The following is a 20,491-nucleotide window of genomic DNA, read 5'->3' on the forward strand; positions in this document are numbered from 1 at the left end:
TTAAAATATTGAAAAAAGTTAAAAAAGTGATAAAATGGAATTATCACATTTAAAGGAGATATCACTTGACTAAACAGTATAAAAATTACGTCAACGGTGAGTGGAAACTTTCTAAAGAAGAAATTAAAATTTACGCTCCCGCAACTGGTGAAGAGCTTGGTTCTGTTCCTTCAATGAGCCACGAAGAAGTTGATTACGTTTATGCTTCTGCAAAAGCAGCTCAAAAAGCATGGCGTGCACTTTCATATGTAGAACGTGCAGAATACCTTCACAAAGCAGCAGATATTTTGATGCGTGATGCTGAAAAAATCGGTGCAGTACTTTCAAAAGAAATTGCGAAAGGTTACAAATCAGCTGTAGGTGAAGTTATCCGTACTGCTGAAATCATCAACTACGCAGCTGAAGAAGGAGTTCGTCTTGAAGGTGAAGTCCTTGAAGGTGGCAGCTTTGACCCAGCAAGCAAGAAAAAAATCGCTATTGTTCGTCGCGAACCAGTAGGTTTGGTACTTGCTATCTCACCATTTAACTATCCAATTAACCTTGCAGGTTCTAAGATTGCTCCTGCCCTTATTTCAGGGAACGTAGTTGCCCTTAAACCACCTACGCAAGGTTCAATCTCAGGTCTTCTTTTGGCTGAAGCATTTGCTGAAGCTGGACTTCCTGCAGGTGTATTTAACACAATCACTGGACGTGGTTCAGTAATTGGTGACTACATTGTAGAACACGAAGCTGTTAACTACATCAACTTTACAGGTTCAACTCCAGTTGGTGAACACATTGGTCGCTTGGCTGGTATGCGTCCAATCATGCTTGAACTTGGTGGTAAAGACTCAGCTATCATTCTTGAAGATGCTGACCTTGACTTGGCTGCTAAAAATATCGTAGCTGGTGCTTACGGTTATTCAGGTCAACGTTGTACTGCCGTAAAACGTGTTCTTGTTATGGATAGCATTGCTGATAAATTGGTTGAAAAAGTTTCTGCTCTTGTTAAAAACTTGACTGTTGGTATGCCAGAAGACAATGCCGACATTACACCACTTATCGATACAAAAGCTGCTGATTATGTTGAAGGCCTTATCAAAGACGCTCAAGATAAAGGAGCAACAGAAGTTATCTCATTCAAACGCGAAGGTAACCTTATCAGCCCAGTATTGTTTGACAATGTAACAACTGATATGCGTTTGGCTTGGGAAGAACCATTTGGTCCAGTCCTTCCATTTATCCGTGTAAACTCAGTTGAAGAAGCAATTGAAATCTCAAACAAATCTGAATACGGTCTTCAAGCTTCTGTATTTACAAATAACTTCCCATTGGCATTCAAGATTGCTGAACAACTTGAAGTGGGTACTGTTCACATCAACAACAAAACTCAACGTGGTACAGATAACTTCCCATTCCTTGGTGCTAAGAAATCTGGTGCTGGAACACAAGGTGTGAAATACTCTATTGAAGCTATGACAACTGTTAAATCTACTGTATTTGACATTGCCAAATAATAGATATTAATAGAAAGGTTGGAACATTTGTTCTGACCTTTTTTTTGTTTTTTAAAATGCGATTTATTGAATTTTTAGAAAATATATTTATTTTCTAATGTTTTTACGTTTTTGATTATGAAAACGCATACTTTTTTGGTAGAATGAAAGTAACCATAAAATAGGAGGTAGAAAATGGTAACACGTAATCAATTTTCAACGTCAGAAATGCGAAAAAGTAGTCCGTATTTCTCTCCATTAAAAACGATTGTCGAAACTGCATTTTATGAAAATCAGGTTCATCCAATAAAAACTTTAGAAGAGGCCTATCAATTAGCTTCAGTGGCAGCTGGAACTGTGATTTTGGACATGCCAGTTATCCATACTAAGGAGCTTGGTTTGCCTTCTTATGCTCGAGTTTTATTGACAAATTCGGGTGCTATAGTTGGACGTACAGCAAAAGCCCGTCGTATTTACGGACAGGATGACGAGGAAGATGAGCGTTTGTTATCCATTGTCAGAAGTGCTATTTATCAGGCACACCGTCGCCAATTTTACAAAGCAGATGCTATTGTAGGTTTGGACGAAAAATTTATGGTTCGAGCACATCTGATGGTGCCAGAAGAAGAAATCAATAATCTCTATTCATGGTTGCTAAATTTCCAAATTTTGGACGAAGAGTTTAAGAATCGTTTGAAAGAGTCTAAAGCTTACGACGAAGATGATATCTTTGTTTTCTTTAATCCTAGATGGTCTCACCCTGACTATCCAGATGGACTTGTTTATTTTGATACAAATCACAATTGTGTGGCTATTTTAGGGCTTAATTATTTTGGTGAATTGAAGAAGGCAACTTTGACGCTTGCTTGGGGTACAGCAGCTCGTAATGGTTATGTATCTTGTCATGGTGGATTGAAAATCTTCCAAGGTAAAGGTGACCGAAATGATTTTGTTGCCTCATTCTTCGGTCTTTCAGGTTCTGGAAAATCAACGCTTACTCACGCTAAGCATAATGGAAAATATGATATCAAAGTTTTGCACGATGATGCCTTTGTCATTTCTGAAAAGGACGGTTCATCAATTGCACTTGAACCATCATATTTTGATAAAACAAATGATTACCCAACAGGTCATCCTGAACAAGATTTCTTTGTGACAGTTCAAAACTGTGGTGTGACTTTGGACGAAAATGGTCGTAAGAAATTGATGACTGAAGATATCCGAAATGGAAATGGTCGTACAGTTAAATCACGTTTTGCCACACCAAATCGTGTTGATCACATTGAAGAGCCTATCAATGCCATTTTCTGGATTATGAAAGATGATTCCCTACCTCCATTGATTAAGGTAAATGACCCATTAATGGCAGCGACAATGGGTTGTACTTTGATGACAAAACGTTCAAGCGCTGAAAATATCGAAGGTAATAAACAAACACTTGTTATCGAACCGTTTGCAAATCCATTTAGGGTCTACCCATTAGTTGAAGATTATCAAAAATTCCGTTCTTTATTTGAAGGCGATGTTGATTGTTACATCATCAATACTGGTACTTACATGGGACAAAGAATTCCGAAAGAAGTTTCTTTAGGTATTATTGAAAAGTTAGTTGATGGTGATGCTGAGTTTAAAGATTTTGGACCAATCGAAGGTTTCCAATATTTGGATTTGGCAGAATACCCTGTTCATTATTTTGACAGCAAGTATAAACAACTGATTCGTTCTCGCATGCAGTTCCGTTTGAATTATCTATTGTCATTTAACCAAAATAATCCAAAACTTGCTTTGCCAGTTGAAGCTATTTCACGTTTGGAAAAAGTCATTAATAATTTGAAATAATTTTTAAATCCTTGAGAGAAATCTCAAGGATTTTTTATGTTTTTGAGTGAGGTATAGAACTTACTTATATATACTTATAACAATAAAAAATATCATAAGATATAGAATTTTCAGAAAATATCTTGAATTTATTTTTTGTTTGTGCTTTAATGTGTTTTATATTGGTTGAACCAGTATGCAAAACTTTTTTTGGAGGTTTATTTATGGGTAAAAAAGAACGTTTCTCGTTGAGAAAGTACAAGGTCGGATTGGTTTCTGTGTTGATTGGAGCAGTCTTCTTAGCGGGGCATGTAGCAGCTGATGAGGTTAATTCTACGGTACAACTTAATCAGGTGGGAACAGAGCAAGTTGTTCAAGTAGTTGATAGCAGTCAGGCGGTAGATGAAACTCAAGTTGGGCTTGCTACAGAACAAACATCAGAAGTTTCGTCTCAGACTGTTAATCAAGGTGATGTCACTTTGTCTGACAATCAAGAAGCAAGTCTTCCTGCAGAAAATGAAGTGACTGACAACACTCAAGATAAAATCAGTACTGTCAGCAATCAAACACTTGACACGACACCACAGCAAGAAGAAAGTCAAGCTAAACAACCAGAAACTCCACAAAGTATTGATACAGATGAGCAAATCAAAGTTCCAGAGGTTTGGGAGAGCGGCTATAAAGGTCAAGGAACTGTTGTAGCAATCATTGATTCAGGTTTGGATGTTGATCATGATGTTTTGCACATCACAGATCCATCAAAAGCAAAATACAAGAGTCAAGAGGAAATGGATGCGGCTAAGGCTGCTGCAGGCATTACTTACGGAAAATGGTTTAATGACAAGGTTATTTTCGGTTATAACTACGTTGATGGAAATACCAATTTGAAAGAGGGAATTGAAGATTCTCATGGTATGCACGTTACAGGGATTGCAACTGGTAACCCAACTCAAAAAGCTGGAGATGAGTATATCTATGGTGTGGCACCAGAAGCTCAAGTCATTTTCTTGCGAGTCTTTTCAGATTTGAAAAATACAACTGGTCCGGCATTGTATGTTAGAGCAATCGAAGACGCTGTTAAGCTTGGAGCTGATTCTATTAATCTAAGCCTCGGTAGTACCACGGGTTCAACAGCAAATATTGAAGAGAGCCTGCTTGAGGCTATTGAAGCAGCCCAACGAGCAGGTGTAACGGTTGTTATTTCAGCAGGGAACGATGGGGCATTTGGTGATGGTCAAAAACCTTTTGCTGAAAATATTGATTATGGCTTAGTTGGCAATCCTTCAACAGCAAAAGGAGCCATTTCTGTTGCGTCTTATAATAGCGATTATACCAGAGGTCAAGCCATTACATTTGTTGGAATGGAGAATAATGCGGACTTAAACTACGGAAGATGCCCATTTTCTGACCCAAATAAAAGTGAAAAGAAATTTGAAATTGGCAGAGATTATGACTATGTCTACGTAGGCACAGGTACATCAGAAGAAGTGCAAGGGGTTGATTTAACAGGAAAAATCGCTCTTATTAAGCGTGGTGGTTTAACCTTTTCTGAAAAAATTGCTAACGCTATTGCTCAAGGAGCCGAAGGTGTTGTTATTTTTAATAACGACCCTCAAGGAGCAAACATCAGTATGTCTCTTGATGATACAGCTGTTGCTATTCCAGCCGTATTTATTCCATATAAATTTGGTAATGCTCTTGCAAACGGTAATTATAAAATTCGTTTCAATGGTAATCTTGAAAAATTTGATAATATTGAAGCTGGGCGTTTTTCAAGCTTTAGTAGCTGGGGATTGACGAGTGATGGTGAGTTAAAACCTGATGTTTCAGCACCCGGAGGAAGCATTTATTCATCGTTTAATGATGGTCAATACGGTTTGATGAGTGGTACAAGTATGGCTGCTCCTCACGTAACAGGTGTTGTAGCTTTGGTTAAGCAGTACCTCAAGGAAAAATACCCAGAAAAATCAGATGCTGAAATAGCTTACTTGGTAAAAGCTTTGATTATGAGCAATGCTAAGGCGCATTATGATGAACAAGCAGGTGAATTTAGTTCGCCACGCCAACAAGGAGCAGGGCTAGTTGATACAGCATCAGCTATTAGTTCTGGTTTATATCTGACAGGTGATGACGGTTACGGCAGTATCACTCTAGGAAATGTTGGAGATACTTTTAATTTTGATGTAACTATTCATAACATTAGCGATCAAGATAAGACATTAACCTATGAAACAAATCTTCAAACAGATGCTGTCGAGGATGGTAAGATTACTTTATCACCACGACACTTGGCAACTATCGCTGGTAGAACCGTTACTGTGAAGGCTAATAGTTCTGAGAAAGTAACGATTACTGTTGATGCACGTCAGTTTGCTGAGCTATTAACAAAAGAAATGCCAAATGGTTATTATCTTGAAGGTTTTGTTCGTTTCTTGGATTCGGTTGATTTTGCTGAAGTTGTCAGCCTTCCGTTTGTTGGATTTAGAGGTGATTTCCAAAATCTAGCTGTTGTGGAAGATCCTGTCTACAAATTGGTAGCAGATGGTAAAGAAGGATTTTATCTAGAAATTGATGGTGACCATATTGTTTCTGGTTCTGATAATACGACTGCTTTGCTAACAAATTCGACTGATAGTTCAAAACCAATCGTTCTCGGTACTTATGCCAACAATGCTGGAGACTTTGTCTTGCACGTGGATGAAAATGGCACAACGCGACTTGCTATCTCACCAAATAATGACGGCAAGCAAGATTTCGTAGCTTTCAAAGGTGTCTTTTTAAGAAATTATACTGATGCTAGCGCTGCGGTGTATGCAGCAGATGATGTCAATTTTGAGCATCCTTTATGGCAAAGTGAGACTTTTTCTGGAGTTAAAAATTATAAGAGCGAAAAAGGTTCAACAGCTCTTTCATCAACGATTTGGTATGGTGATAATCTGGACGGTAAGGACTTGTCAGATGGTTCATACAAGTATGTCTTGACTTACTATCCAACCGTTATTGGTGCACAAGCTCAACATTTAGCATTTGATATTATTGTCGATCGTAAAAATCCAGTTATCACAACTGCAACTTATGATGCAGCTAGCAAAAACTTTAATCCTAGAAAAGCTTTAGATGATGGTTCAGGCGTTTTACGTGGACGTGTTTATTATATTGATGACCATTACACCCCTGTTTATCTTAAACAAAATCCAGATGGCTCGTTTACTTTGCCGCTTGATGCTGCTTCGCTAGAAGATTTTTACTATGTGGTAGAAGATTTTGCTGGCAATACGGAAACGGCTAAAGTTAGTGATTTGGTCAATGTCGGAAATGAAAGTGGGCGCGTTACAATCAACCTTCTTGATGGTCAGACAAATGTTGCAAGTTATGTTGATTATACGTTTATTGTCAAAGATCATGATGGTAATGTTATCACTGATTTGAAGTATTATGGCAATGATTTATCTACAGTTAATTTGCCATTTGGTGATTATACTGTAGAACTTGCACTTTATGATACAGATGCTGCCGAATTAGCTGGTCCAACTAGCCAAATTATTAAGCTTTCAGATGCGGATAGTTACAAAACGGTGAATTTCTATGTTCATACGCGTAATCAGGCAGCATTGGTACTTGATTTTGATAAGGAACTTCCAAAAGGTACAACAGTTTCTATTTCAAATAAAAATGGCAAACTGACAGTTATTCCAGCAGCAAGATATGCTAAAAAAGATTATGGTAAAAACGTATATGTTGGAGACTACACATTAGAATTGCCACTTCCAGTTGGTTATGAGCTTTATGAGGATCCACATTTCACAGTTGTTTATGGAAAACAAAATCATATTGCTTTTAGTATTATTGATAAAACTGCTTTGATTGCGGCGACACAAGCAACAAATGGTATTGAAAATGAAGCGCGTTATTATAATGCCTCACTAGAAAAACTCTTAGCTTATCGAGATGCATTGACAAGCGCGCAAGCCATTTTGTTAGGAAAATACACACAAGTAGAAGTTGATGCAGCACTTCAAGTATTACAAGACGCTATTGAAGCTTTAGATGGCAAAACGACAGACTTTAAGGCATTGACTGAAGAAGATAGTCAGTTTCAAGCAGAACAAGAAGACCCAGCTTATTACAATGCTGGAGTCGCAGCCCGTACCACTTATGACACTCAGCATCGTAAAGCGAATTTAGTGCTTGTAAAAGGTTCAGCAACCCAAGAAGAAGTTGATGCGACATTGGGAAATTTGAAATCTGCGCGTGAAGCTCTTGACGGAAAGGCAACAGATTTCCGAGCACTTTCAAATCTTTCAAACAAATCAAAAGTCTTGAAAGTCACATCAGCTAAATATAAAAATGCAAGTGAACCAGCAAAAACAGCCTATAATCAAGCTTTAGTCGAAGCGCAAGCTGTTTTGAGCAACTCAGAAGCAACTCAAGGTGAGGTCGATGCTGCCTTAGCTAACCTAAAAGCGGCAGAAGCTGAGCTTGATGGAAAAGAAAATCAAACCACATCTACTCAAACTGAGCTTAATGATTTCATTCCAAAAGAGGTTATTAAGAGTGAAACACCACCACAATCGATGAGAACTCAAAGTGCCAGTGAGAAAGGAGGAGAGGTAGTAGCCCTAGGGGTGAATAAACGAGGTTTAGCAGGAAAGTCTGCTTTGCCACTTAAACAATCCAAAGAGACTGCTTATCTTCCTACGACATCTAGTCAATCAGAATCATTCTTAGTTTCATTAGGATTTATAATCTTAGCAGGTGTTTCTCTTATCTGGAAAAAACGAAAACACGTACAAGAATAAAAAATAATGCATAGCCTAGATGGCTATGCATTTTTAGATATTATTTTTTCAAATGAAGTTCTTGTTTTTTAAGATAAACTTCTGAGACATCAGCGAATTTTTTTAGTTTTTTCAAGTCTTCTTTGTGGCTGACAAATGTGATAACAACACCAGATTTGCCCATGCGTCCAGTTCGTCCAGCACGGTGTGTGTAGGTTTCCTTATCACGAGCAACTTCAAAATTGATGACATATTCAAGGTTATCAATATCAATACCACGTGCCACCAAATCTGTTCCTAAAAGAAGTGAGATATCATGATTCTTGAATTTTTCAAGGATGACTTTACGGAATTTTACGTTGATATCTGAGGCTAAAGAAATAGCAGATGCACGGTTGAACTGTAAGCGTTCCTCAGCTGCACCGAGGTCTGAAAGACTATTGAAGAAGACGAGACCACGAAAATCAGGAATGTTTGCGAATTTACGAAGCAATTCAACACGGTCACGCTTGTCAACTGAAATGTAGTAGTGAGCAATCTGGTCAAGTTTTTGGTCAGAAAGATCGATAGTAATCGTATTTTCAGCTAAAACTTCAGGATCAACTTTATCTGTTGCGCTCATGTAAATCATTTGATGGTCGCGCGGAACACGGTGAATGATATTTTCAACAAAATGATATTGAGAGTCACTTAATAATTCATCAAATTCATCTAGGATGATAGTGTCAACATTCATCATTTTGATTTTCTTGAGTTTGACAAGTTCAAAGACACGACCTGGTGTTCCAATTAAAATTTCAGGACCTTTTTTCAAACGTTCGATTTGGCGTTTTTGGCTAGAACCTGAAATGAAAAGTTGTGTTGATAGATTTAAAGGCTCAGCCCATGTTTTGGTAACGTCAAAGATTTGTCCAGCTAGCTCAGTATTTGGCGCTAAAATAAGTAATTGTTGTGATTTTTTAGGTTTTAATTTTAGCAATGCTGGAAATAGGTAAGCTAATGTTTTACCTGTACCTGTTGGGCTAATACCAAGAAGGTTATCTCCTTGTGAAATTGGTTCAAAGACTTGTTTTTGAATGTCTGTTAGTTCAGAAAAGCCTGCTTCTTTTAGTTGGTCTTGCCATACTTGTGGAAATTGTGAAATCATAGTTTTCCTTTTCTTTGTATAAGTTCTTTACCCCATTATAACATATAAAAAGTCAACTTTTTTCAAATAAAAGACAAGTAAGGGATTACAATATTTGAAAAATTTAAAAAAAGTAGTAGAATAGATAGGAAATATTTTTTATTTGGAGTAATAAATGCGTAAAAAACCTATTATTATTGGTGTTACTGGTGGATCTGGTGGCGGAAAAACCAGCGTTTCTAAAGCAATTTTGGCTAACTTCCAAGATCAAAAAATTGCAATGATTCAACACGATTCTTACTACAAAGATCAAAGTCATTTGACTTTTGAAGAACGTGCTACAACTAACTATGACCACCCACTTGCTTTTGATACTGATTTGATGATTGAACACATCAACGAATTGATTGCAGGTCGTCCAGTTGATATTCCAATTTATGACTACACATTGCACACACGTAGTGATAAAACATACCGTCAAGAACCTCAAGACGTTATTATCGTTGAAGGTATCATGGTTCTTGAAGACAAACGTCTTCGTGACTTGATGGATATCAAACTTTTCGTTGACACTGATGATGATATTCGTATTATCCGTCGTATTAAACGCGATATGGAAGAACGTGGACGTAGCCTTGATAGTGTTATTGAACAATACACTTCAGTGGTTAAACCAATGTTCCACCAATTTATCGAACCAACAAAACGTTATGCTGACATCATCATTCCTGAGGGTGCTTCAAACGTTGTTGCGATTGACCTTATCAACACTAAGATTGCAGCGATTTTGAAAGAAAACGAAGAATAAGAGGGGGCTGGTTGCACCAGCTCTTTTACTTTTTGCAACTATTTTCAGAAAATTTATTTTATTTTGATTATTCTGTTGACTTTTAATTAATAAAAGAGTATTATGTAAAAAAACGAAAAACATCGAAGGGAAAAAAAGTCAATGACATTCACAACAATGACAGTCTTGCTATTGCGTGATGAGGGCTAGTGCATAAGAGCATTAGTCCTGTTTGGCTTACCAAGCGGGATGAAAACATCTCGCTTAACCGTGAGATGTTTTTATTTTTATCTTAATGTTTTTGCTAGAATTAGAAAGAGGTTACTATGCGTAAAGTTGAATTTCTTGATACCACTCTTCGTGACGGTGAACAGACCCCAGGCGTGAATTTTTCTGTGAAAGAAAAAGTTGCTATTGCTAAGCAGCTTGAAAAATGGGGAATCGCATCTATTGAAGCTGGTTTTCCAGCAGCAAGTCCAGATTCATTTGAAGCAGTTCGTCAAATTTCAGAAGCAATGACAACAACTGCAGTGTCTGGTTTAGCACGTTCTGTTAAGTCAGATATTGATGCGTGTTATGAAGCATTGAAAGATGCCAAATACCCACAATGTCATGTCTTCATTGCTACAAGTCCTATTCACCGCGAATATAAATTGAAAAAGACAAAAGAAGAAATTCTTGATATCATCAAAGAGCATGTAACTTATGCGCGTAGTAAATTTGATGTGGTTGAATTTTCACCAGAAGATGCTACACGTACTGAACTTGATTATCTGCTTGAGGTAGTTCAAACAGCAGTTGATGCAGGTGCTACTTACATCAATATTCCTGATACTGTTGGCTTTACGACACCAGAAGAGTTCGGAAATATCTTTAAATACCTTATTGAAAATGTAACATCTGACCATGAGATTATTTTTAGTCCGCACTGCCACGATGACCTTGGTATGGCAACAGCTAATACGCTAGCAGCTATTAAAAATGGAGCTGGTCGTGTTGAAGGTACGGTAAATGGAATCGGAGAACGAGCTGGTAACGTAGCACTCGAAGAAATTGCTGTTGCTCTTAACATTCGCGAAGACTACTACCAAGCAACCTCTGATATTGTTCTTAACGAAACGGTTAACACTTCAGAATTGATTTCTCGCTTTTCAGGAATTCCAATTCCTAAAAATAAAGCAGTGGTCGGAGGCAATGCCTTCTCACACGAATCAGGTATTCACCAAGATGGTGTGCTTAAAAATCCTCTTACCTATGAAATCATTACACCAGAACTTGTCGGTGTTAAGCATAACTCACTTCCTCTTGGAAAACTTTCAGGACGACATGCCTTTGTTGAAAAATTAAAAGAACTAGAGCTTGCTTTTGAAGAAACAGAAATCAAACCACTCTTTAGCAAATTCAAAAAATTGGCTGATAAGAAAACAGAAATCACAGATGCTGATATCAGAGCTTTGGTTGCTGGTACAGAGATTGAAAATCCAGAAGGCTTCCATTTTGGAGATTTGAAACTCACATCTAACGCTGATGAAACCGTCACTGCAGAAGTTAGCATGGTGAATGCTGAGGGAGAAGAGGTTGAAGTTCTAGCTGATGGTAAAGGTTCTGTTGAAGCAGTCTACAATGCGGTTGATAAATTCTTTAATCAAAAAGTTCGTCTTCTCAGCTATACAATGGATGCTGTGACTGATGGCATTGATTCTCAAGCTCGCGTGTCTGTTTCAGTTGAAAACAGTGATTCAGGTACGATTTTTAATGCTTCAGGTATTGATTTTGATGTGTTAAAAGCTGGTGCGATTGCTTACGTGAATGCAAATGCGCTTGTTCAAAAAGAAAATGCGGGAGAAATTGGCAAATCTGTTTCATTTCGTGATGTGCCAACAAATGACTAAGAAAGGAAGTCGCGTGAGAATTTGACTATTTCACGCAAGGGATAAAGATGACTAAAAAAATTGTAACGTTAGCAGGAGACGGAATTGGTCCAGAGATTATGGCAGCAGGTCTTGAAGTTCTCGAAGCTGTCGCTAATAAAATTGGTTTTGATTATGATATTGATGCTAAACCTTTTGGTGGTGCGGGAATTGATGCTAGTGGGCATCCTCTGCCAAAAGACACTTTAGATGCTGCTAAAGCAGCGGATGCTATTTTGTTGGCAGCAATCGGTGGACCAAAATATGACAATGCGACAGTTCGACCAGAACAAGGTCTTCTTGCCATCCGTAAAGAATTGAATCTTTTTGCCAATATTCGTCCTGTTCGAATTTTTGATGCGCTAAAACACTTGTCACCATTAAAACCTGAACGCATTGAAGGTGTCGATTTTGTGGTAGTGCGTGAATTGACAGGAGGCATTTATTTTGGTGAACACAAATTAGAAGATGAAGCTGCGCGTGACATCAACGATTATTCGGCCCAAGAAATCCGTCGTATCATCCGTAAAGCTTTTGAACTAGCCCAAGTCCGTGACAAGAAAGTCACTAGCATCGATAAACAAAATGTTTTGGCAACGTCAAAATTATGGCGTAAAGTTGCTGAAGAAGTTGCTCTAGAATTTCCTGATGTGACTTTGGAGCATCAATTGGTTGATAGCGCGGCTATGATTATGATCACTAACCCAGCTCGTTTTGATGTTATCGTCACTGAGAACTTATTCGGTGATATTTTGTCAGATGAGTCAAGTGTCCTTCCTGGTACGCTTGGTGTGATGCCATCGGCTAGCCATTCAGAAAATGGTCCAAGCCTTTATGAGCCTATCCATGGTTCTGCCCCAGATATTGCTGGAAAAGGCATTGCAAACCCAGTCAGCATGATTTTGTCTGTAGCGATGATGCTTCGTGAAAGTTTTGGAGAATTAGCTGGTGCTGAAATGATTGAAGAAGCAGTTGATAAGACTTTTAACCAAGGCATTTTGACACGAGATTTAGGAGGTCAGGCAACTACAGCTGAAATGACAGCAGCCATTATTGCAAATCTATGAGTATAAAACAGTATGTCGTCTTTGTTTTCATTTTATGGAATGTTTTTGTCTTTATCACATATGGTGTTGATAAGATTAAGGCTATCAAGGGAAAATGGCGAATTCCAGAGAAAACCTTATTATGGGAGAGCATCTTATTTGGCGGTTTAGGTGCTTTTCTGGGCGGTAATTTTTTCCATCATAAAACCTTAAAATGGTATTTTAGAGCTTGTTGGTATCTTGGAATTATCATCAATGTTGTTTTTGCCTATTGGTGTTTCATGATGTGGAAATGATGACAAGGACAGTGGAGGAAAATATGAGCGGAAAATCGATTTTTGATAAGCTTTGGGAGCGTCATGTGATTACAGGTGAAGAAGGCGAACCTCAGCTTATGTATGTTGACCAGCATTATATTCATGAAGTGACAAGTCCACAAGCCTTTCAAGGCCTTCGTGATGCTGGACGAAAGGTACGTCGACCTGAGTTAACATTTGGTACAACAGACCACAATGTGCCGACGGTAGATATTTTTAATATCCGTGATTTGATTTCTAAAAATCAAATTGATACGCTTGCTAGAAATGTCGAAGAATTTGGCATTGATGCTGCAACGCATGGGACTGAGCGTCAAGGAATTGTTCATATGGTTGGTCCAGAAACAGGACGCAGTCAACCTGGAAAATTTATTGTCTGCGGGGACAGCCATACAGCAACACACGGTGCTTTTGGGGCGATTGCCTTTGGTATCGGTACTTCAGAAGTTGAGCATGTGTTTGCGACACAATGTATCTGGCAAGTGAAACCTAAAAAAATGAAAGTTGAATTTGTTGGGAAACCACAAAAAGGTGTGTATTCAAAAGACTTTATCCTTGCTTTGATTGCCAAATACGGTGTTGATGCTGGTGTCGGATATGCGGTCGAATATTGTGGTGAAGCTATTGATGCTCTTTCAATGGATGAGCGTATGACCATTGCTAATATGTCTATCGAATTTGGGGCAAAAATGGGCTTGATGAACCCAGACCAAAAAACATTTGATTATGTTAAAGGTCGTGAAGCAGCACCTAAAGGTGAGAAATTTGACCAAGCAGTAGAAGACTGGAAGACGTTAGTTTCTGACCCTGATGCCAAATACGACAAAGTCATCACTATCGACGTATCGGAACTGGCGCCAATGGTGACTTGGGGAACCAACCCTGAAATGGGCGTTGAATTTGGTCAACCATTCCCAGAAATTAAAGACATGAATGATGAACGTGCTTATCACTACATGGACATTAAACCTGGTGATAAAGCTGAAGATATCGACCTTGGTTATGTCTTCATCGGTTCTTGTACCAATGCTCGATTGTCAGATCTTCAATTGGCGGCGAAGATTGTTAAAGGAAAACATATCTCGCCAAAATTGACAGCAATTGTCGTGCCAGGGTCTCGTCCAGTTAAGAAAGAAGCAGAGCGTCTTGGACTTGATAAAATTTTCACGGATGCTGGTTTTGAGTGGCGTGAGCCTGGTTGCTCAATGTGTCTTGGTATGAATCCAGACCATGTACCAGAAGGTGTTCATTGTGCTTCAACAAGTAATCGTAATTTTGAAGGTCGCCAAGGATTTGGAGCTCGTACTCACCTTTGTAGTCCAGCCATGGCGGCGGCGGCAGCGATTGCCGGAAAATTTGTCGATGTGCGTCAACTATCAGAAATTCAGTAAAGGAGAGAAATGATGGAAAAATTTACAGTTTATACCGGGAAATCTGTTCCTTTGATGAATGATAACATTGATACTGATCAGCTTATTCCCAAGCAATTTTTAAAGGCAGTTGACAAAAAAGGGTTTGGGAAAAATCTTTTGTTCGAGTGGCGTTATTTGAATGATAATTACGATGAAAATCCAGATTTTATCTTTAATAAACCTGAGTACAGAGATGCCACAATCTTGATTTCAGGTGATAATTTTGGTTCAGGGTCATCACGCGAACACGCTGCTTGGGCGCTGGAAGACTATGGCTTTCGTTGTGTGATTGCAGGTTCATTTTCAGATATTCATTATAACAATGAGTTGAAAAATGGGATGCTTCCGATTGTTCAGCCGCTGGAAGTTCGTCAGAAACTAGCGGCACTTCCTGCAGGTGAAGAAATTACTATTGATTTACCAAATCAAGTTATCAAATCTTCAGCAGGTGAATTTCCATTTGATATTGATGGTGAGTGGAAACGTAAGTTAGTTCTAGGTCTGGATGATATTGGCATCACTCTTCAGTATGAAGACTTGATTTCAACGTACGAGAAAAATCGTCCAAGTTATTGGCAATAATAGATTGTCGCAGTCATTTAATCATATAAAAAATCTGGGATAAAATTGTCTCAGATTTTTTAGTGAATTAGCTTTCAAGACAAATGACGTTGCCTCATTTTTTTGATATAATTAACCTTATGGAAAATACTAAGAAAATTGAGAATTATGAAATCATGTTAGCGCAAGCAAATGCTTTATTTGCTAACGAAAAAAACTTGTTGTCAAACCTTTCGAATGCTAGCGCACTTTTGAAGATGACCTTGCCAAATTCTGTTTTTACTGGCTTTTACCTTTTCAATGGTGAAGAATTGCTTCTTGGACCATTTCAAGGTGGGGTATCTTGTGTTCACATCAAACTTGGTAAGGGTGTATGCGGTGAATCAGCTCAAAATCGTGAAACAATGATTGTCGCTGACGTTACAAAACACGCAAACTATATCGCTTGTGATTCAGCTGCCATGAGTGAAATTGTAGTGCCAATGGTTAAAGATGGAAAATTAGTTGGTGTCTTAGACCTAGATTCACGCTTGACAGATGACTATGATGCGATTGACCAAGAATATCTTGAAAAATTTGTGGCTGTACTTATCGAAAAATCATATTGGAATCTAGATATGTTTGGAGTTGAAAAATAATGTATCAAGCCCTTTATCGAAAGTACCGTAGTCAGACCTTTGATGAAATGGTCGGGCAAACGGTTATTTCAACGACTCTGAAACAAGCAGTGTCTTCTGGAAAAATTAGTCACGCCTATTTGTTTTCAGGTCCACGAGGTACGGGTAAAACCAGTGCCGCTAAAATTTTTGCAAAGGCAATGAACTGTCCTCACCAAGTCAATGGTGAACCTTGTAACCAGTGTGATATCTGTCGTGATATTACAAATGGTAGTCTTGAAGATGTCATTGAAATCGATGCTGCTTCAAACAATGGTGTTGATGAAATTCGTGACATCCGTGATAAATCAACTTACGCACCAAGTCGTGCGACTTACAAAGTTTATATCATCGATGAAGTGCACATGTTGTCGACTGGAGCTTTTAATGCGCTTTTGAAAACTCTAGAAGAACCGACTGCAAATGTTGTCTTTATTTTAGCAACGACAGAGTTGCACAAAATTCCAGCAACAATTCTTTCTCGTGTTCAACGTTTTGAGTTTAAGGCAATTAAGCTAGCAGCAATTCGTGAGCATTTGGGTCACATTCTTGATAAAGAAGGTATCTCTTATGACGAAGACGCTCTAACACTTATTGCGCGTCGTGCAGAAGGTGGTATGCGTGATGCGCTATCAATCCTCGATCAAGCTCTCAGCTTAACAACTGACAATCATGTCTCGCTTGCGATTGCTGAAGAAATTACAGGCAGTATTTCAATGGCTGCTTTGGATGATTTTGTGGCAAATGTTTTGGCGCAAGAAACAAGCAAGGCTTTGGAAAATCTGGAAACGATTTTTGACAGTGGTAAGAGTATGAGTCGCTTTGCGACGGATTTATTGAATTATCTTCGTGATTTGTTGGTTGTTCAAAGCGGTGGTGAAAATACTCACACCAGCCAAGCCTTCCAAGAAAATTTATCAGGCGTTCAGCAGGATCGAATTTTTGAAATGATTAATCTGGTGACTAAGATTTTACCTGAAATCAAAAATGGTGTTCAACCTAAAATCTACGCTGAAATGCTTGCAATTCAACTATCTGAGTCTGGTAAGCCAGTTGTAAGTGCTCAAGTGCCAGAAGGTTTATCAGATGAGTTGGCAAGACTTAAAGTAGAAATCAAAGATTTGAAAGAACAGTTAGCTAATCTTGATAGCTCAGCTATTTCTCAAAAATCAACCAAACGACAAAAATCAAACTCAAGTTATCAGTACAAGGTTGATCGCACGAAGATTTTGACCATCATGCAAGAAACAATCGTTGATAGTCAAAAATCGCGCGAGTATCTTGAAGCGCTTAAAGGTGCTTGGAACGAAATCTTGGATAGCATCTCTGCTCAAGACCGTGCCTTGTTGCTTGGATCGGAGCCTGTTCTTGCAAACAGTGAGAATGCTATTTTAGCTTTTGATGCTGCTTTTAATGCAGAGCAAGCCATGAAACGAACTGATCTTAATGACATGTTTGGAAATATCATGAGTAAGGCTGCAGGTTTTTCACCGAATATTTTGGCAGTTCCTCGTAAAGATTTCAACAGCATTCGTACAGAATTTGCTCAAAGTCTGAAAAAGAAAAAACAAACCCCAGCCCAAGAAGAAGTAAAAGATGATTCTTTCATTCCAGAGGGATTTGATTTTCTAGCAGACAAGATTAACAAAATCGAAGACTAAAAAGAGGTATTCATTTGAATACCTCTTGTGTTTTAAAATAATGATATTATCTGATAAAAATAACTAACTATGTTATAATAAACCTATGACTATAAGACGTTTTTTATTAATGGCATTGGTATGTGCCTTTGAGACTTATTTTTTTAATGAATGTATATTAGATGGTGATTATTTCTTTGCTATCTTTTGGGGTTTGTTGTTGTTGCGCGATATTCAACGTGTCTACACACTTGATAAATTGCTTCAAACCTTGACATCTACTCCCAAGAAGAAAGACTAATTTCACCACTGCGTAATAATTTTTCTTGACCATTGTCAAGTTTAACTAGCAGGTGCCCTTGATTGGTAATGTCGATGGCAAGTCCTGAAAATTCGATATCATTTTCGCTGAAAGTCACTTGTTTGTTCAAAACGAGTGATTTTTCTTTGTAGACTTTTACCAAATCTTTTTCTGGAATCGTCAAGAAAAGTTTCCAAATTTCTGTAATCAGTTCATTGCGCGTGATAGTTGGTTGGGATGAAAAGAGTGAACCAGCTTTTTGCGAAATAGCTTTTGGAAAATCAGTGATATAAAAATTGATACCGACACCGATGATAACATCTGTAATAAGCCCGGTTTCAACTGATGAGATTGCCTCAGTTAGAATACCAGCAATTTTTTTACCATTGTAATAAATATCGTTAACCCATTTGATGTCTGTTTCAATACCTGTCAAGCGAGAAATAGCTTTTACAATACTTGAAGCAACCATAAGAGTGTATGGCTTGATTTCTTCAAAAGGTACATTTGGTTTAAGGTGGAGAGACATGTAAATGCCTCCTTGTTTTGAAGCAAAAAACTGTCTGCCAAAACGTCCTTTTGCCTTTTCTTGGCTAGGGGCAAGGTAAAGGTGAGATTGTTTGTCAAATTCCATGTTATTCTTAGCATCAAGCTGAGTTGATTCACTTTTTTCGTTGATAGTAACTGGAATTTTAAGCTCTTTAGCAATGACTTCGGGAAGCAGAAGGTCGCCTGAGATAATTTTATAGCCACGTTTTTTAACAGAGTCAATTTTGATTCCCTTTTCTTCTAAAGTTTTGATTGCTTTCCAAATCGCTGTGCGAGAAAGTTCGAATTCTTTGGCGAGAGTTTCTCCGCTGATATAATCGTCTTTGTTTTGAAGATAGTCGTAGATTTTTTCGTAGGTTTTCATAACTATTAGTATAATATATTTTTTCTAAATCTTCTTAGTTAAAAGTGAATTTGTTACAAAATGGTAAGAAATTTACTATAGGCATTTGTGATGAAACGTGGTACAATATTCTAGTTAATGAGTCCCGATAAGACAATCTGGCGGTTTATAACGTGTTACTCTTCGTTAGCCTATCTTGATAGACTTCAGTGTTATCTGCGATTTTGCTGCCTTGACTAACTCGCCATTAATCGCGCCATCTCCTATTGGGAAGATGCAGATTGGTACTTTGTAACTCTCTTTGTTTTTTGATGAGTAAAGTCATTCATAAAACAATGAAAATCCTATGGAATCTTCGTGATAGGCTAAGTAAGTTGATTTGGGAAGAAACTATGGAATTTTTAACAAAATGCTTTTTATGGTAACGTAATAAGCAATTTTTAAAATTTTTAAGGGGGGACATTTTTATGTCAGAACGTAAACTTTTCACGTCTGAATCTGTTTCTGAGGGGCATCCAGATAAGATTGCAGACCAAATTTCAGATGCTATTTTAGATGCTGTGTTGGAACAAGATCCTGATGCGCACGTTGCAGCAGAAACTGCTGTATACACTGGATCAGTCCATGTTTTTGGTGAAATTTCAACTACAGCATATGTTGATATTAACCGCATTGTTCGCGATACGATCGCAGAAATCGGTTATACAAATGCTGAGTATGGCTTTGCTGCTGAATCAGTTGGGGTTCATCCATCATTGGTTGAACAATCACCTGATATTGCACAAGGGGTTAACGAAGCTTTGGAAGTCCGTGGTAACGCAGACCAAGATCCACTTGATTTGATTGGTGCTGGTGACCAAGGTTTGATGTTCGGTTTTGCAGTCAATGAAACACCTGAGTTGATGCCACTACCAATTTCACTTTCTCACAAATTGGTTAAAAAATTGGCAGATTTGCGTAAATCAGGTGAAATTTCATATCTTCGCCCAGATGCTAAATCTCAGGTAACTGTTGAATATGACGAAAATGACAAACCAGTTCGTGTAGATACTGTCGTTATCTCAACTCAACATGACCCAGAAGCAACAAACGAACAAATTCACAACGATGTGATTGAAAAAGTCATCAAAGCTGTTATTCCAGAAAAATATCTTGATGATAAGACAAAATTCTTTATCAACCCAACTGGTCGTTTCGTAATCGGTGGTCCTCAAGGGGATTCTGGTTTGACTGGTCGTAAGATTATCGTTGATACTTACGGTGGTTATGCACGTCACGGTGGTGGTGCTTTCTCTGGTAAAGATGCTACAAAAGTTGACCGTTCTGCATCATATGCTGCACGTTACATCGCTAAAAATATTGTCGCTGCTGGTTTTGCAACTAAAGCAGAAGTACAATTGGCTTACGCTATCGGTGTAGCACACCCAGTTTCAGTTCGTGTTGATACATTTGGCACAAACACTGTAGCAGAAAGTAAATTGGAAGCAGCTGTTCGTGAAGTCTTTGACCTTCGTCCAGCTGGTATCATTAAAATGCTTGATTTGAAACGCCCAATTTACCGTCAAACAGCTGCATATGGACACATGGGACGTACAGATATTGACCTTCCATGGGAAAAACTTGATAAAGTAGATGCTTTGAAAGAAGCAGTAAAATAAAAATATAAATCGTTGTACCTTCGGTGCAGCGATTTTTTAAATCCCATAAAATTTGTTCAAAGATTCTAGGGAACCTTTGTCTTTCTTTTGATAAACTATATATAGATAGGGAGG

At 38.2% G+C, this 20,491-nt stretch carries 15 protein-coding genes; 13 read left to right on the plus strand and 2 right to left on the minus strand.

Features of this window, described 5'->3' with window-relative positions; genetic code table 11:
• Nucleotides 1-65: 65 nt before the first annotated feature.
• The 3 genes from ACN0NP_RS08005 (at nt 66) to ACN0NP_RS08015 (ending at nt 8,092) form a co-directional block, all read left to right on the plus strand.
• On the plus strand, nt 66-1,496 hold the full coding sequence (locus ACN0NP_RS08005; RefSeq protein WP_021141961.1) for an NADP-dependent glyceraldehyde-3-phosphate dehydrogenase: 1,431 nt from the start codon (nt 66-68) through the stop codon (nt 1,494-1,496).
• Between the two features lie 174 nt (nt 1,497-1,670).
• On the plus strand, nt 1,671-3,314 hold the full coding sequence (locus ACN0NP_RS08010) for a phosphoenolpyruvate carboxykinase (ATP) (protein ID WP_423217126.1): 1,644 nt from the start codon (nt 1,671-1,673) through the stop codon (nt 3,312-3,314).
• A 203-nt stretch (nt 3,315-3,517) separates the two neighbouring features.
• Nucleotides 3,518-8,092: a S8 family serine peptidase gene (locus ACN0NP_RS08015; RefSeq protein WP_423217127.1), complete on the plus strand. Its 4,575-nt coding sequence runs from the start codon at nt 3,518-3,520 to the stop codon at nt 8,090-8,092.
• Nucleotides 8,093-8,132: 40 nt separating this feature from the next.
• Here the strand turns inward: ACN0NP_RS08015 and ACN0NP_RS08020 are convergent, their stop codons facing one another.
• Entirely contained in the window at nt 8,133-9,218 is a 1,086-nt protein-coding gene (locus ACN0NP_RS08020) for a DEAD/DEAH box helicase (protein ID WP_423217128.1), read from the minus strand.
• Between the two features lie 154 nt (nt 9,219-9,372).
• Here ACN0NP_RS08020 and udk point away from each other — a divergent pair, with 154 nt between their 5' ends.
• From udk to ACN0NP_RS08065, 9 genes are all read left to right on the plus strand, one after another.
• Entirely contained in the window at nt 9,373-10,005 is a 633-nt protein-coding gene (gene udk / locus ACN0NP_RS08025) for a uridine kinase (protein ID WP_004230980.1), read from the plus strand.
• 305 nt (nt 10,006-10,310) lie between these two features.
• Nucleotides 10,311-11,876 (plus strand): 2-isopropylmalate synthase, encoded by a 1,566-nt coding sequence (locus ACN0NP_RS08030; RefSeq protein WP_074629692.1) that lies wholly within the window; start codon nt 10,311-10,313, stop codon nt 11,874-11,876.
• Nucleotides 11,877-11,923: 47 nt separating this feature from the next.
• The gene (gene leuB / locus ACN0NP_RS08035) at nt 11,924-12,961 is read left to right on the plus strand and encodes a 3-isopropylmalate dehydrogenase (RefSeq protein WP_423217129.1); all 1,038 of its coding nucleotides are present in this window, start codon (nt 11,924-11,926) and stop codon (nt 12,959-12,961) included.
• Complete coding sequence (locus ACN0NP_RS08040) at nt 12,958-13,236, plus strand: DUF1294 domain-containing protein (RefSeq protein ID WP_039690982.1); 279 nt, start codon at nt 12,958-12,960, stop codon at nt 13,234-13,236. The genes leuB and ACN0NP_RS08040 overlap by 4 nt, the downstream gene beginning before the upstream one ends.
• 23 nt (nt 13,237-13,259) lie before the next feature.
• Nucleotides 13,260-14,648: a 3-isopropylmalate dehydratase large subunit gene (leuC, locus tag ACN0NP_RS08045; protein WP_024344318.1), complete on the plus strand. Its 1,389-nt coding sequence runs from the start codon at nt 13,260-13,262 to the stop codon at nt 14,646-14,648.
• A 12-nt stretch (nt 14,649-14,660) separates the two neighbouring features.
• On the plus strand, nt 14,661-15,251 hold the full coding sequence (gene leuD, locus ACN0NP_RS08050; protein WP_004230992.1) for a 3-isopropylmalate dehydratase small subunit: 591 nt from the start codon (nt 14,661-14,663) through the stop codon (nt 15,249-15,251).
• A gap of 119 nt (nt 15,252-15,370) precedes the next feature.
• Complete coding sequence (locus tag ACN0NP_RS08055) at nt 15,371-15,868, plus strand: GAF domain-containing protein (RefSeq protein ID WP_027967989.1); 498 nt, start codon at nt 15,371-15,373, stop codon at nt 15,866-15,868.
• A complete protein-coding gene (dnaX, locus tag ACN0NP_RS08060; protein WP_423217130.1) occupies nt 15,868-17,547 on the plus strand; it encodes a DNA polymerase III subunit gamma/tau in 1,680 nt (559 codons plus the stop codon). Before ACN0NP_RS08055 ends, dnaX begins: the two co-directional genes overlap by 1 nt.
• Before the next feature lie 85 nt (nt 17,548-17,632).
• On the plus strand, nt 17,633-17,827 hold the full coding sequence (locus tag ACN0NP_RS08065; protein ID WP_024344321.1) for a DUF3272 family protein: 195 nt from the start codon (nt 17,633-17,635) through the stop codon (nt 17,825-17,827).
• On the opposite strand, the gene birA is transcribed toward ACN0NP_RS08065, so the two are convergent.
• Nucleotides 17,805-18,740, minus strand: a complete 936-nt coding sequence (gene birA / locus ACN0NP_RS08070) for a bifunctional biotin--[acetyl-CoA-carboxylase] ligase/biotin operon repressor BirA (RefSeq protein ID WP_423217131.1) — start codon at nt 18,738-18,740, stop codon at nt 17,805-17,807. The genes ACN0NP_RS08065 and birA overlap by 23 nt on opposite strands.
• A gap of 446 nt (nt 18,741-19,186) precedes the next feature.
• Here birA and metK point away from each other — a divergent pair, with 446 nt between their 5' ends.
• Nucleotides 19,187-20,377, plus strand: a complete 1,191-nt coding sequence (metK, locus tag ACN0NP_RS08075; RefSeq protein WP_021141977.1) for a methionine adenosyltransferase — start codon at nt 19,187-19,189, stop codon at nt 20,375-20,377.
• Nucleotides 20,378-20,491 lie beyond the last annotated feature (114 nt).

The organism is Streptococcus equinus (assembly GCF_049393805.1).
Classification (GTDB): domain Bacteria; phylum Bacillota; class Bacilli; order Lactobacillales; family Streptococcaceae; genus Streptococcus; species Streptococcus equinus.

Excerpts from the sequence above, each read along its gene's own strand:
- dnaX (WP_423217130.1), top strand. The coding sequence starts at position 15,868 with ATGTATCAAGCCCTTTATCGAAAGTACCGTAGTCAGACCTTTGATGAA.
- leuC (WP_024344318.1), top strand. The coding sequence starts at position 13,260 with ATGAGCGGAAAATCGATTTTTGATAAGCTTTGGGAGCGTCATGTGATT.
- ACN0NP_RS08040 (WP_039690982.1), top strand. The coding sequence starts at position 12,958 with ATGAGTATAAAACAGTATGTCGTCTTTGTTTTCATTTTATGGAATGTT.
- ACN0NP_RS08030 (WP_074629692.1), top strand. The coding sequence starts at position 10,311 with ATGCGTAAAGTTGAATTTCTTGATACCACTCTTCGTGACGGTGAACAG.
- leuB (WP_423217129.1), top strand. The coding sequence starts at position 11,924 with ATGACTAAAAAAATTGTAACGTTAGCAGGAGACGGAATTGGTCCAGAG.
- ACN0NP_RS08020 (WP_423217128.1), bottom strand. The coding sequence starts at position 9,218 with ATGATTTCACAATTTCCACAAGTATGGCAAGACCAACTAAAAGAAGCA.
- ACN0NP_RS08065 (WP_024344321.1), top strand. The coding sequence starts at position 17,633 with ATGACTATAAGACGTTTTTTATTAATGGCATTGGTATGTGCCTTTGAG.
- ACN0NP_RS08055 (WP_027967989.1), top strand. The coding sequence starts at position 15,371 with ATGGAAAATACTAAGAAAATTGAGAATTATGAAATCATGTTAGCGCAA.
- ACN0NP_RS08015 (WP_423217127.1), top strand. The coding sequence starts at position 3,518 with ATGGGTAAAAAAGAACGTTTCTCGTTGAGAAAGTACAAGGTCGGATTG.
- udk (WP_004230980.1), top strand. The coding sequence starts at position 9,373 with ATGCGTAAAAAACCTATTATTATTGGTGTTACTGGTGGATCTGGTGGC.
- leuD (WP_004230992.1), top strand. The coding sequence starts at position 14,661 with ATGGAAAAATTTACAGTTTATACCGGGAAATCTGTTCCTTTGATGAAT.
- ACN0NP_RS08010 (WP_423217126.1), top strand. The coding sequence starts at position 1,671 with ATGGTAACACGTAATCAATTTTCAACGTCAGAAATGCGAAAAAGTAGT.
- metK (WP_021141977.1), top strand. The coding sequence starts at position 19,187 with ATGTCAGAACGTAAACTTTTCACGTCTGAATCTGTTTCTGAGGGGCAT.
- birA (WP_423217131.1), bottom strand. The coding sequence starts at position 18,740 with ATGAAAACCTACGAAAAAATCTACGACTATCTTCAAAACAAAGACGAT.